At 41.0% G+C, this 14,090-nt stretch carries 13 protein-coding genes; 2 read left to right on the plus strand and 11 right to left on the minus strand.

The genetic code is table 11. From position 1 onward, the window contains the following. The 3 genes from V7K69_RS20150 to V7K69_RS20160 form a co-directional block, all read right to left on the minus strand. Complete coding sequence (locus V7K69_RS20150) at positions 1 to 1,020, minus strand: aldo/keto reductase (RefSeq protein ID WP_335037471.1); 1,020 nt, start codon at positions 1,018 to 1,020, stop codon at positions 1 to 3. A 183-nt stretch (positions 1,021 to 1,203) separates the two neighbouring features. Beyond that, entirely contained in the window at positions 1,204 to 1,539 is a 336-nt protein-coding gene (gene petJ, locus V7K69_RS20155; RefSeq protein WP_335037473.1) for a cytochrome c6 PetJ, read from the minus strand. Between the two features lie 45 nt (positions 1,540 to 1,584). Continuing rightward, positions 1,585 to 1,809: a hypothetical protein gene (locus tag V7K69_RS20160; protein WP_335037475.1), complete on the minus strand. Its 225-nt coding sequence runs from the start codon at positions 1,807 to 1,809 to the stop codon at positions 1,585 to 1,587. 417 nt (positions 1,810 to 2,226) lie between these two features. On the opposite strand from V7K69_RS20160, the gene V7K69_RS20165 reads away from it, so the two are divergent. Beyond that, positions 2,227 to 3,027: a histidine kinase gene (locus tag V7K69_RS20165; RefSeq protein ID WP_335037477.1), complete on the plus strand. Its 801-nt coding sequence runs from the start codon at positions 2,227 to 2,229 to the stop codon at positions 3,025 to 3,027. An 80-nt stretch (positions 3,028 to 3,107) separates the two neighbouring features. Here the strand turns inward: V7K69_RS20165 and V7K69_RS20170 are convergent, their stop codons facing one another. The 7 genes from V7K69_RS20170 to V7K69_RS20200 all read right to left on the minus strand — a co-directional run bounded on the left by V7K69_RS20170 (position 3,108) and on the right by V7K69_RS20200 (position 11,060). Continuing rightward, a complete protein-coding gene (locus tag V7K69_RS20170; RefSeq protein WP_335037479.1) occupies positions 3,108 to 5,684 on the minus strand; it encodes a GAF domain-containing protein in 2,577 nt (858 codons plus the stop codon). A 175-nt stretch (positions 5,685 to 5,859) separates the two neighbouring features. Beyond that, complete coding sequence (locus V7K69_RS20175) at positions 5,860 to 6,120, minus strand: hypothetical protein (protein WP_335037480.1); 261 nt, start codon at positions 6,118 to 6,120, stop codon at positions 5,860 to 5,862. Then, the gene (locus V7K69_RS20180) at positions 6,110 to 6,763 is read right to left on the minus strand and encodes a Uma2 family endonuclease (protein WP_335037482.1); all 654 of its coding nucleotides are present in this window, start codon (positions 6,761 to 6,763) and stop codon (positions 6,110 to 6,112) included. Before V7K69_RS20180 ends, V7K69_RS20175 begins: the two co-directional genes overlap by 11 nt. A 1,024-nt stretch (positions 6,764 to 7,787) precedes the next feature. Next, positions 7,788 to 10,073: a PhoD-like phosphatase gene (locus tag V7K69_RS20185; protein WP_335037484.1), complete on the minus strand. Its 2,286-nt coding sequence runs from the start codon at positions 10,071 to 10,073 to the stop codon at positions 7,788 to 7,790. Positions 10,074 to 10,115: 42 nt separating this feature from the next. After that, a complete protein-coding gene (locus tag V7K69_RS20190; protein ID WP_335037486.1) occupies positions 10,116 to 10,262 on the minus strand; it encodes a hypothetical protein in 147 nt (48 codons plus the stop codon). Positions 10,263 to 10,412: 150 nt separating this feature from the next. Next, on the minus strand, positions 10,413 to 10,799 hold the full coding sequence (locus tag V7K69_RS20195; RefSeq protein ID WP_114082473.1) for a hypothetical protein: 387 nt from the start codon (positions 10,797 to 10,799) through the stop codon (positions 10,413 to 10,415). 57 nt (positions 10,800 to 10,856) lie between these two features. Further along, positions 10,857 to 11,060 (minus strand): hypothetical protein, encoded by a 204-nt coding sequence (locus tag V7K69_RS20200; RefSeq protein WP_335037488.1) that lies wholly within the window; start codon positions 11,058 to 11,060, stop codon positions 10,857 to 10,859. Positions 11,061 to 11,270: 210 nt separating this feature from the next. Between V7K69_RS20200 and V7K69_RS20205 the strand changes: the two genes are divergently transcribed. Next, positions 11,271 to 13,175 (plus strand): chloride channel protein, encoded by a 1,905-nt coding sequence (locus tag V7K69_RS20205; RefSeq protein ID WP_335037490.1) that lies wholly within the window; start codon positions 11,271 to 11,273, stop codon positions 13,173 to 13,175. Between the two features lie 119 nt (positions 13,176 to 13,294). On the opposite strand, the gene V7K69_RS20210 is transcribed toward V7K69_RS20205, so the two are convergent. Continuing rightward, entirely contained in the window at positions 13,295 to 13,708 is a 414-nt protein-coding gene (locus V7K69_RS20210) for an AbrB family transcriptional regulator (protein WP_012409420.1), read from the minus strand. Positions 13,709 to 14,090: the final 382 nt, after the last annotated feature.

The raw sequence follows: 14,090 nt of genomic DNA on the forward strand, positions 1-14,090 counted from the left end.
TTAGCGGCGATACTCGTCGCCACAATCGCCGATTAGCTGATACAAATCTCGTGACTGTCGAGATACGGCATTGATGCGATCGCGATCGTCAGCATCTAAGCTAAAACTAAATACTTTGGCGTTATCTTCTATATGTTCAGATACGCCAAGTCTGGCACCAACTATCACACCACCCACAGTTGGCTGATCTAAAATGTAACGCACTGCCACGTTAGAGATGCTTACTTTATGCTTATTAGCAATTTCCTTCAAAATAGCTAGCAATTCTTGAAATAATTGCCAACCCCCCCAAGCATCAATCATATTTTTATATTTTTTCAAACTAGCAGTGGACAGATCAGATCCTCGCGGTTCCGGTTTACCCAAATAGTTTTCTGATAACAAGCTGCCGCACAGTGTACCGTAAGTAAAAAGCTTGATGTCATGCTGCTGACAAAATTCCGCCATATTAACTTCGGGACGGCGGTCAATAAGAGAAAATTGCACTTGATTAGAAACAATTTTGATGCCTGCTTCAGTAATCAGCTTCAAATTTTCCGTGTCAAAATTAGTTAAACCTAGATGCTTAATTTTACCCTCAGTTTGGAGTTCCGCCATATATTTCAGCGCATCTAGATAATTTTTATCCTGATATTCCCACCAGTGGAATTGCATCAAATCTAACGATTCTACATTCATCCTTCTTAGGGAAATATCAATGTTTTCCTCGACCAGTTTCTTTGTCATTTTACCGGGACGAGGCACCCATTTTGTAAAGGCTTGCACCTTAGATAAAGCGTCTTTGCCACGAGTATCAATTAGTTGACAGCGAAACTCACCAATAAAGTCCTCAGCAGGGCCATAATGATCTGCTAAATCCCAAGTGGTAAAGCCTGCATCTAAATATTTGAACATAGTCTCAATGGCAGCTTGGGGATTAATCCGTCCGTGTGCGCCGGAGACTTGCCACATACCATTTAATATGCGACAGATATTTAAATCGGGAGTGAATTGGAGACGGCTGGCTGCGGGTAAGTTCATTTTGAATTTTAGGAGTTAGAAGTTGGAAGTGAGCAGATTTAATAATTAGTGAGTTGAAAAGCGGTTTTTTACAGCCTTTTAACTTTTCTACTTTATTATGAATGATTTATGACGACTAGAGTTAATAACTTCTAACTCTTGTACAGACACAGATTTTTCGCGTCTCTCCTAACTCCTAACTTTCTAACGCCAGCCTTTTTCAGCTTCTTCGAGAACGTAAGCAGCAACATCTGTAATTTGCTGTTCAGTAAGGCGATCTTTGTAGGCTGACATATTATTTTTACCATTGGTAACTATAGATGTAACTGCCTCTATTGAATCCATACCATACTTTTTCAACGCTTGCTTTTTGAGATTTTTGCCCCGCCTAACTATGTTGCTGCCGTTAATATGACAACCAGCACATTGAAGACTAAATATTTGTTCACCGTTAACTATGTCTGCTGCCATAGCAGGCATAGGAAAAGCGCTGAACAATAACAGAAATGTTACTAATACTAATGTGAGTAGTCTTTTCAATCAACGTCTCCTGATTTAAAATACTGGTTGTATCAGAATCAATTACTACAGGGATTCAAAGTCAGTTATAAATCCTGCAAAATTTGCACAATCTTCTTGAAAGGATTCTGCATCGCTAACATCCTCAATTTTATAAGACATGATGCGTGTACCATCTGGCATTTTTTTGGAACCAATTAATTCTCCTTGATACTTCTGGGCGATCGCTTTGAATTCAGTACCATAGAGCTTCCAGGCATCACTTGAACAAGTAATATTTACTCGCCACATATTTCACTGTCAATTATTACCAACAAGCATTAATCATCTCACAAATTGGCACTATGTTACAGTTCAATCTATACTGCATAGGTTTTTTCTATAAATAAAAATTTGTATAGCAATCCTAAATGAGTTGTGAAAATAGAGAGACTCAGATCCCCGACTTCTCAAAGAAGTCGGGGATCTAATTGTTCACAAATGATTTAGGACAGCTATAGATTGGTTGGAGTAACGAAACCCAATCTTTGGTAGGGTTTCAGTTCGTGCAAATATTCTTAACTGAGCAGTATTGACAGTTCACCTCTTTGGAACTGTAATTTTCTATCTAAAGGAAGTACCAAGCCCGATCTGGCCACGCCATAATGGGGATGTAAGAACATTTCTAGAAAGTTTTATCCCAAATAGTTAAATTCATAAGAGTTGAAAATGCCTAACAATATCAAAGAACAAATTCAAGCAGACTTGCAACAAGCTAAAGAAACTGGACAATTAAGAACCGATCGGATTAGAGAAATTGTTAAATCCGCAGTTTCTCAAGTAGGCTCTGAGTTTAAACAAGGTTCTACTGAACTTCGTAGCCTGGTTAGAGATGCTGTTTCTGCTGTCATTGAAAACTTCCAAGAAAAAGGTAGCGAACTCAAAGATGAAGTGACAGCTTCTATTGAAGGAGCGCTAGAAGGAATTAATACTCAAAGACACGAAGCTATTGCTAAAACTCAAACAGATATCAAGCGTCTCCAAGCTCAACTAGATGGTGAAGAAGAAGAACTCCAGCAAGAGGTTGATGTAATTTTGGCAGAGATTGAAGAGACGGGTAAAGAAAGACCAGCTAGTACCAAAACTGCAATTGATTCTGCTGTCAATGCCATTAAAGATAGTGAAGAAGTCGGGTTATTAAAGAAACGTTACGCGCAATTGCAAGCGCAGCTAGCTATTGTCAGAGCTAATATGGCTGCACGCTATGGCGGACGTTCTATGGAGGTTCAAGATTATCTAGACGAGGCTAAACACTGGTACGATAAAGCTCGTCCTCAAGCAGAGTCTGTAGCTATACAGGTAGAACAGAAGCGATCGCAGCTAGAAGACAAACTAGGTGAAGCTGGTACATCTCTGGCGAGAAAAGAGCGCCAAATCAAACAAACCTTAAGGGAGTTACTTCTAACAGCAGCCGACTTATTCAAAGATAAGGAACCTGCTAATAAAGAGCGCGAGACTATTCATAAATAGACTACTATACGCGGTAGGGGCAATTCATTTAACCGCAAATCGGCAAATGAATTTCCCCTAAAAAATCTTTCTTTTCATTATTAGGTAGAGTTAGCTTCAGTAGCTTGATACGCTTGCAGGAGCCTCGCATGATCGAGAGTAAATCCTACTTGCATCGCTATCTGGGTAAACAAATCAATCTCAGGCTGTTGCCAATCACGGGTATCAGAACACTGATGTGCAATTAACAAGCCAAATAACTGCTCATCCTTGAGAATGGGAGCTACCAAATTTGCTTTCACACCAAAGGATTCGAGCAGTTTAATGTGACAATCAGCCAAACTTGACTCATGAATATTGTTGATTGCGACAACACGACCAGACTGGTACTTTTCTATATAGCCTTGAGTAAAACAGGAATCGTGGATTTTAGACCGCAAAACTTTGGGATAACCTGGAACCACTGATTCGGCAATGATAATTCCGAACCAATTAGCATAAAAGCTATAAACTAGTACTCGGTCAGTACTCAAAGCCTTCCGAACCTCTTCCACAGTAGTTTTCAGGACATGCTCTTCTTGGAGTGATTGGCGAATTCTGCGGGTAATATCCACCAATAATTGACTTCGCATAGCTTCAGCTTCGATTCGTTGCAGGAGTCTTGCATGGTCAAGAGCAAATCCTACTTGCATTGCTATCTGAGCAAATAAATCGATCTCAGATTGTTTCCAGTCACGGGGTCTGGAGCATTGATGTGCAATTAATAAGCCAAACAACTGCTCATCCTTGAGAATGGGAGCTACCAAATTTGCTTTTACACCAAAGGATTCGAGTAAGTTAATGTGACAATCAGCCAAACCGACTTCGTAAATGTTATTTATTGCCAGAACGCGACCAGACTGATACTCTTCTACATAGCCTTGACCAAAACATGGATCTTCGATTTCAGCTCGCAAAATTTTTGGATAGGTGAGAACAACTGATTCGGCAATTACAGTTCCAGACCAATTACCATTAAAGCTATAAACCATCACTCGATCTGTACTAAGTACTTTGCGAACCTCTTCGACAGTGGTTTTCAGGACATCTTCTTCGTTGAGCGATTCACGAATGCTGCCGATAGTATCCACCAGCAACTGATTTTGCACACCCTCAGCCTCGATGCGTTGCAGGAGTCTTGCATGGTCGAGAGCAAATCCTACTTGCATTGCTATCTGAGCAAATAAATCAATTTCAGGCTGTTGCCAATCACGCGGCCTAGAGCATTGATGAGCAATTAATAAGCCAAATAGCTGTTCATCTTTGAGAATGGGTGCGACCAAATTTGCTTTCACACCAAAGGATTCGAGCAGGCTAATATGACAATCAGCCAAACCAGCTTGGTAAATGTTGTTTGTGATTGCAACGCGACCAGACTGATACTTTTCTACATAACCCTGACCGAAACATGGGTCTTGGATTTCAGACCGCAAAACTTTTGGATAACCTGGAATCACTGATTCGGCAATCACAGTTCCAGACCAATTAGCGTTAAAGCTATAAACTAGAACTCGGTCAGTACTAAGTATTTTGCGAACCTCTTCCACCGTGGTTTTCAGGACATCCTCTTCGTTGAGTGATTCACGAATACTGCGGGTAATTTCTATAAATAACTGAGCTTTATCTGCTTTGGTGTCTACCTGTTCTAAAAGCTTGGCGTAGTCAAGAGCAAATTCTACTTGCATAGCTATCTGAGCGAATAAATCAATCTCAGATTGCTGCCAAAAGCGAACTCTAGAACACTGATGTGCAATCAATAAACCGAATAGCTGTTTGCCTTTGAAAATAGGTGCTACTAAATTAGATTTGACAGTAAATTGCTTAAGCAACTCAATATCACCATCACTGAGATCGGCTTGATAGATATCATCAATAGCACGGGTGCAACCATTCCGGTATTTTTCTATATATCCTACCTCGAAGCCAGGATCGGAGACTGTAACCCCTAGTATTTTCGGTAAACCAGGTGCTACTGATTCGACGATAAAGGTGCCATTACAGTTGGAATTGAAGCAAAAGATGGCTACACGGTCAATATTTAAAGCTTTACGAATTTCTTCTGAAGTAGTTTTGAGAACATCTTCTTCATTGAATGATTCTCGAATCCATCGAGTAATTTTAGTTAATAGTTGAGAATAATCAGCTTCGGCTTCTTTTTCCTGTACCAAAACCGAAAGCAGTTCTGTGAATAAGCTGATGTTTCTCTCTAACATCACTAATTCATCTTCGTTAGCGATGAAAGTTTGAGTAAACTCACTGTCTGGACGCAGCCTATTTTTGATATCATTAGAAGTTGCAGCAACGCTGGTAACTCGACTGATAGCTCGATTAGTCACAAAAACAGCGATCGCACCTGCTAAGATTGCCGTTACCCCCATACCAGTTAACAAGAGTGACAGTTGTCTCTGTAGAGCTTCAGTTTCTGTTGAACTTTTTGTCCTTTCAAGTCTTGCTTGCGGTATTTGTTTCGTACTTAAATTAATCCCATAGAAGTAAGTAGCTATCCCAATTGCAAACACAGGAAGTACGCTGATACTTAGTGCCCAAACTATTGCCTTAGTCTTTAAACTCCATTTTTGTGGCCACAGCTTTTGTTGACGATTTCGCCTTGCTTGGTTTTGAGAAAAAGACTGACTCATAAATGAAACCTGGATTGTTGCAATTGAGTATCAACTAAATGACCTCACCACCAAATTCTACACAAAACTTATTAAACAAGGACTGGCTTTCAGGAGTACTTTACAGGCACTCACCTTCTACGTCATTCCCTGTTACCTCTCCACTTCTAACATTTTTTTAACAACTGCTTGACTCCTATTTTGGGTAAAGCTTTGGCTGATCGGAACTAAAATCAATCAAAAACGGTAACTTTTCTTTCATAACGGCGTAGATGCGATGCCTACGGCGGGCTACGCCTACGCAAAGTCCTATTTCACTTATAACAATTTGAGCAGGCTGTACAGCTTGGGAAAGTTGTACGGTTTTACTATGTAAATCATTTTGATTATTAAGTAATACTGCCCAGTAAGCAGTATCTAACAACACGAAAGTAATTTGAGAAAAATTAATAATCATTCTTTTGCTGAAACTGGCTCAATAACCAAGCCCCAACTTGAGATTGATTTATTTCACGGCTACAGCGTAAAGCTTCCTCTAAAATAGCGATAGTCAGCCCAGGCAATACCTGTGATTCTTGGATACGTTTACTACCTTGATCTGCGATCGCATAAGCAATGATTTGGGAATTTTTCACATCCACCACCCAGTATTCAGCAACACCTAAATCTTCGTATAGCGATCGCTTTGTACCTAAGTCATCCAGCAAAGATGTTTTAGCAATCTCAATCACCAAATCCGGTGCAGGATAGCGATCGAGGTTGACAATGCCTGTACCTGCTGGGATAGTTTGGGCGTGTTCTCTGAGATAATACGCGACATCAGGCTGAGAGTCCTGAACACCAGTTTTACGAAAAGTGGTTGTATCTAAACCTGTAGCCAGTATTCCTTTAAGTGCTGCAAATAAAGTTACTGCAAAAATAATTACAACATGATCTTTACCATGATCAAAACTAACTGGTGCCATCTCCAGCCTCATGTGTCCCTTGTAGTAGTAACTCTTTACCTTCTCTTTGAGCAAGTTAGCAACTATCTGCTCATAATCCTGCCAAGAAGTGTAAATCCATGTATCTGTCGGTAGCTGAGTCTGTAACTCACTCATTGCTTAACCCTCCCGCCAAAACGAAAACTTTTATTTCTTGGCAAAGTCCACAACACTTGCAATCTCATGTAAATCATGATCGATAATCATGTGTCCAGAAGTTAAAGTGCTGCAATTTTTGTTTCTGGAGCAAATATATCTAGATCATAATTAGTAGATTTTCAGCTCTCGATTCAGGTATAAATCGGAGTTGTCTTATCTCCCATCAACTTAAATTTGATTATCAAATCTTCCTTATTATCAACCCACAAGTGCTGAATTATCAACTTAAAGACCATAATTCCAAGTAAGTAGGTCGGCGCAATTAAAAGTAACTGGCGATCGCGTAGCGTCTCCGACAGGAGAAGGCTGTTATTTGTCCTTTGTCATTGGCCATTAGTAAGGGCTTTAAGCCTATTTACATTTCGTAATATACTTGGGTTTTTTCGTGCCAATTTACTTACAACGGAAAGAGGAAGAACATCAGTTACATCTTTCTCAACTCAAATTTTCAATTTTGGAATTAATTCATTAACTTTATTGATCAAGATGCAAGTATAAAATGGCAATTTGAGCGTTAGTTCATTAAGTTGACTTTATAAATTCTCAATTTTTAGTGATTAGAATACGAACGTTGAGCCTCTGAACTCGAAAGTTCGACCTTTTTGCTCGACCGTTGAGCCTTTTAACTCGGAACTCCGACCTTTTTACTCGAACGTTGAGTCTTTGAACTCGGAACTCCGACCTTTTTGCTCGAACGTTGAGTCTTTGAACTCGGAACTCCGACCTTTTTGCTCGAACGTTGAGCCTCGGAACTCGAAGCTCCGACCTTTTTGCTCGAACGTTGAGCCTCGGAACTCGGAACTTCGACCTTTTTACTCAAACGTTCAAACTTTAAACTTTAAACTTGCACTTCAACAGTGCAATTGATAAATTATTTTCTACAAGCCCATAAATAAATTTATTTGCTCTTAAAACCTTGATTACACAGGAATTTCAGAATCTTCCTCCCCTGCCCCCTGCTCCCTGCCCCCTGCCTCTTTGGTTATCGTAACAATGACTGATTAGGCATTAACTCGCTCTCAAAACGGCTGTAAACAACTTCGGTTGGATACCAAGAAGAAAACCAGTACAAATCTTGAATAACTTTGTCAGAATTACTCGCGTCTGCAAACTCAAAGTGAACCAGCCCTAAATTATTCAATCCAACTACTTCTCGCCCGTCCTGAAACCAACGAGATTTCCAAAACATCAGGGGTTGTAACCATTTCCATTTAGCATTTTCTGCTCGTTTCCAGGGAGCTATCAAAGATAATATATCTGCTTTGCAGGTAGAATTCTGAACAGTGTTTCGAGGTATCCATTCCAGCACACAATGCCAGTCAGAGTTAGTTAGCATCTGGCGATTATGGTGTAATTGTTTCGCAGAAACTTCTACCATATTGGGTGGGTTACTCCACCCAATCCAATGTCGCACCTTTTCGGGTAATAGCCAATCTTTCAATCGTGTATGAATCAGCCGCGTCAAAATCTCTTCATTCTTCAATGCACTAGCGGTTAACTGCACCAAGACAGATTGCAATTTGGAATGGGTGCGTGCATAAGACAAGTGAGCAACAGAACTGTAGTGAATATCTCCAGATAAAATAATCACTTGTTGACGTTCTTCAAACAAGGTAGTTAGGAATTTCGCCAGTGCTTCCACATTAATGTTCCAAGCATCTCCAACATCGGTTGAAAAAACTTTCTCACGTTGTAAATGCCAATGATGAATCCAATCAATTACTTGTAGACCAAATACATTAGTGGGCGCAATTACAAATGTATTTTGAATCTGAGTTTGTTCAGCTACTTGTTGTAAAGGTAAAACTAATTGTTGTTCAAAGGCTTTTGGACACAATAGCATCGGTGGTGCAATTGGTTTTTGATCGGCTGGATAACCCCGCCAAGTGCGTGTATCCAGCACAATTACTTCATGGCAATCGCTTCTGACTATATAGTGCCAAGTGAGTGCTTCAGGATCTCGATCCAGAATGAATACGGAACCGTCTCGGACTAAAATAGGTAAGCCTGTGGCAGGATCATTGGCTGGCATACCGACATAACGAGCGATCGCATCATCAGCCTTTGCATCCATCCCTTGGGATGCTGACCAAGCTTGTGCAGCCGCCAACAGCTTTTCACCGGATTGACCTTCTGCAAATTGCCCTGGTGTATTGCCCCATCCTTGAAATACCGTGTACGCTAACAAGGCATTTTGGACTATTCTTCGCCCCAAGGGACGACCCAGCACCCGCAAACACCAAGCTTGATTTAAGTTCCAGTCATCACTAACATCATGGTCATCAAAGATGGTGTAAGTGGGAATATTAGCAAGGGCGCGACGCACTTTCCAAAGGGTATAAATGAATTGGCGCAAATGCCCGACTGCTTGGTTCCAATCTTTGATAGCATGGCGATCGCGTGTTACTTGGTGTCCTTGAGGAAATGCGTCTGGCCAGCACACTGGCGACCAAGCTAGTAAATAAGTAGCGTAATATTCACCCAGGCTGAAAAGATGACTGTTAACTTTCTCCGATTTATTATGTAATCCTGCGGTCAACCCAGCTTGATTTGTCGCAACATCAGCCCGCTCTCCAGGGGGTAGCTGCTGGGGAGTGCAATAAACCCCATTTACCGGCAGTTGTTCTTCCCAACCCAAGAGGGCATCACCAAGAGTAGTGGCAACCCACAAAGACGGATCTGCTACATCATCTCCATAAATTTGATCTCCAGTCATAAATAGCTGGTGAGGGCGATGTTGGGGTTGATTTGCTGAAGCCTCAATTAAACTATCAAGAATTGGTAGTGCATCAAACCCATGACCATGAGGTTTACGGCAGGAAGCATGGGCAATTTGCAAATCTTGAAGACGGTTTGGCGGCAAAACAAAGGTCGGTTTTTGATGATCGAAGTAGCTGATGCTGACTGTAGGAGAAGAGTTTGAGGATAATGCTTGTTGCATTTGCAGGGTTTGATCAGCAGCAGTAAGCTGGAGATCGTAAGCATAGAGGCGATCGCTAGTTAGGCGATATCCAACTGGAGATCGAGCCGTTATTGCAACTACATGAAGATACTTGCCTAGAGCAAAGCTAGAGCGTTCTCCCTCTAATAGGCAATTTCCTAGTGCTTCACCATTATTTGTTGTTTCATAAACCTTGAGTTCTACCTGACAAGACTGTTTTAGAGCCACCCATACCGTCACTGACTCTGGTTCAGTATGTTTTAGGATTGGCCCCGCTAAAATTAGCGGCAGTTGTTGTAAAAACTCGTCCCCAGCTTGATACTTCATTGCAAACAGTTGACAAAATGGTTGATTCTAGATGATATTGCCTTATTTATATAATCCAATCACCAAATGGGGACGAGTGTTTTGCCAGTCCTCAATCTCATCAAACACCTGTTCTAAATCTTTTAACGATCGCAGTTTGGTATTAAGCTGTTTGAGGTTATCGGTGAAGTAGTGTTTCCAGTATCTCATGCGATCACTAGTTCAAGCGTCAAAGACATTTAAGCGAACATGATGTAAAACCGTGTCCTATTGGGGTAATAAGACACGGTTTCATAAAAGTATTTAGTTATAATATTACAAAAATCAAAGTAAGATTTGATTTATACCAAAGTAATCCAGTTACTGAGATTTATTTCCTGGTTGATTAACTTTCTCTGTTGTAGGAGAGATTTGGCGCTCGTAACTTGTCTTTTCTTGAGTTAGGGCGATCGCACTAAAGAAAATGGCACTTCCTACAGCTAAGGCTACCATCGGACGTTTGAGCAAGACAAAATCTCTGATAATCCTAGCTAAAGGTCGGCTTTGACGACGTAGCGACGAAGCAATCATCAGTTGTCTCCAAGTAAACGGATCGCGCACATAATGACCGCTTTGGCAAACTACTAGCCGTTCTTGGCAATAGGGACAGCAAAACAAGCCCATGCGCGTTTTAACTGGTTTGGGAGTGGCATTTCTTTGGCAAATTGGGCAAGTAACATAATGATTATCAAAGGTGTGTATATTCATTTACCTCGTCCGCCTAGTCCATTTACTCGCTCTATAAGAATAGCTATATTGAATCGATCAATACTTAGCAGACTTCCAAGTATGGTCTGACAACAGCCATAAATCATACATACATTGTATTACTACCAAGGATGGCTCAATGGTCGCAACACGAGTATAGCTAGATTTAGGCAAGGATGACTCCAAGTTTTTGTTTGCAGGTGTGTCCACCCAGCCGACAAAAACTTTGTTGTCTCTAGAAAAAATAGTGTTGGCGCTCACTCGCACCCCACTAGGGATCTTTGACCCTCAAATAACAATTGTCTCCCATTTAACCATTCTCCCCACAAAAATTTTGCACAATGACATTTTTTGCTAAAGCTTTGTAAATCAAGCAAATAAAGTCTACTTGTCTGGTTGCTAAATAATGGCTCACAATGAGAAGTAACAGATAAAAATTTAAATTTTTTCTTACATTTACCCCGCCTCTCAATGACTCTCCTACCTCCCACTCAACTGAGGAAGGTAACGGAACAACCTGCATTTCCTACACCTTCTGCTCATTTAGCTCACCTAATTAATCGTTTTCAACCATCCCCAGAAACAGTTGTCCTGTTTTTAGCCATGCTGATTGGCGGTGGTACGGGTATGGGTGTAGTCACCTTTCACTATTTAATCCAGTTGATTCACCAGCTGATGCTGGAAAATTTAATGGGTCAAATCGGTGTCTGGGGTGCTTGGACTTTAGCCTGCGTTCCCATCCTTGGCGGATTAATCGTTGGCTTGATGCGCTGGCGCACTCAAGATTTTGGCCCTGGACTTTCATCTCTGATTGCCGCTTCTCAGGGAACAGAGATTAAGCGACCACTACGACCTGTTACGAAAATGCTGGCCGCATCTGTTTCTTTGGGGAGCGGTGCTTCTTTGGGCCCAGAGGGGCCAAGTGTAGAAATTGGCGCAAATTTTGGGATGTTGTTCTCTGAAATCCTGCATGTATCTCAAGAACGACAACGTTTGCTTTTAGCTGCTGGCGCTGCGGCTGGACTTGCGGCAGGATTTAATGCTCCTATCGCTGGAGTATTTTTTGCCCTAGAGGTGGTGATGGGAGCGACATCTTTCGCTACTTCTGGTGTGAGTGTGGTGCTATTAGCGGCGGTGGTAGCAGCATTAATTGCCCAAATTGGTTTGGGGGCACAACCTGCTTTTGATTTACCTGCTTACCAAGTCCGCAGTCCTTTGGAATTACCCCTTTATCTTGGCTTGGGTTTAGGGGCCAGCCTTGTTTCTTTGGCTTATACTCAATTAATTCGAGGAGCAAAAGCCTGCTTTGCTGGAAAGGTTCGAGGTTTTGCCTTTTTGGGACGAATTCCTGAGCCAATTCATCCAATTATTGGCGGTGTGATAATTGGCGCAGTTGCTTTGCATTTCCCACAAATTTTGGGTGTGGGTTATGAAACTGTAGAAGCAATGCTTCAAGATGTGGAGTTTCCACTCTCCTTGTTGGTGGTGCTGTTGGTGGTGAAACTACTGATGACTGCAATTAGTGCGGGTAGTGGTTTCATTGGCGGTTTATTTGCACCAGCCATGTTTTTAGGTGCTTCTTTTGGTTCAGCGTATGCCAAACTTTTAGCTGTGGCATTCCCGACTATTTGCGATCAAATGGCGGCTCCCCCTGCTTACGCAATGGTAGGAATGGCAGCAGTACTAGCTGCTAGTGTCAGAGCGCCGTTAACGGCTATTTTAATGCTGTTTGAATTAACCCGTGACTATCGCATTGTTTTACCGTTGATGGCAGCTGTGGGTTTGAGTGTTTGGCTAGTGGAAAGGATTAAACCAACTTTTAACTCTAACTCTAATCTACAACAAATTGGTCTTTCGGAATTGAAAGATGAACAAGCGGAAATTGTGCAGCAAATTTTGGTAGAAGATGCTATGCACCCCTATCCAAAAAAATTACCTGCAACCCTTGGAGTTTTAGATGCAGCTGTAGAGATGATCCGCGATCGCACCCGGAGCGCTTTAGTAATTGATGCAGCCGAGCAATTAGTTGGTATACTCTCTCTGGAAGATATTAACCGTGCCCTTGCTCTTTGGCAAAATTACCCGAATTCACTAACTGAAATTCCAGATAATTTATCCAGTCAAACTCTCATAGATATTTGTACTACTGAAATTCTCTATGCTTGGCAGGATGAACTATTATCTGAAGCTTTAGATCGTATGAGTCTTCGAGGTTTACATCAATTACCAGTGGTAGCACGAGACAAACCCGATCGCATTTTGGGTTTACTAGAAAAAGAGCAAATTGCCTTAACCTGCAATTTAGCAGTTACGCGCAAGGCACTTCGCCACTATTTACCAGTCTTACCGACCACAGATATAGTCATTAGTCATTAGTCATTGGTCATTGGTCATTAGTCATTGATTTTTACAAAGGACAAATGACGATTGACTAATGACTTTTTATAGTCATTGGTTTTCACAAAGGACAAATGACATTGACTAATGACCATTTATTAAGCTGTGGCTTCTATAGCTTCATCACCTTCCCGATCTTCTGGATCTACCTGTCTCAGACGAATGTGCTTTTTGCCTAAAGTGATGATAAACTCATCTCCTGGTTTCAGATTCATCTGTTTTGTATAAGCTGAACCTATAAGTAAATTACCATTCGATTGCACACTAATTCTATAGCTAGCACTACGTCCACCACGCCCATTAGCACTTGGTGTACTGTCCAACTGAATCCCTTCAGCATCAATTAGGGCATTTAAGAACTTCATCATATTGACGCGCTCTATACCGTTTTTAGTAACGGTATAGTAGCCGCACTTCTTGGCTTTGTCTTCTTTGCTCTCGTTCTCTAGCTCTTTGACTTTTTTGAGCAGTTCTTCACCGAGTAAGGGTTCAATTTTTTTCTGTTTAGGCATCAACTTAGATCAAAAATGAATGTTTGAAGTGTTGGAATCGATTTTATTTTAGCTGAGGTTGAGCTAATAGGAACATAATCCTTTAGTTTTTATCTCAACCTAGCCAAGTATATTACACTCAGATGCACAATTGTTATGCCATTAACAATATTGTCAAGACAATCTATTTTAGAGAATGCTGGCAATGCTGATCACTATATATATAGTTTGTAAATCACTGCTAAACTATACTTGTTTAAGTTTTCTAAACTAACGCTCAAAAGGTTGTTTATTTGCTGAGGATGATAATTGAGTTACAGAATGATAAGTAAAACTGATCCTTAGTTATTGGTCGTTGGTTATTGGTTATTTACAAAGGACAAATGACAAAGGATAAACAAAG

Source organism: Nostoc sp., assembly GCF_036917775.1.
GTDB lineage: Bacteria > Cyanobacteriota > Cyanobacteriia > Cyanobacteriales > Nostocaceae > Nostoc.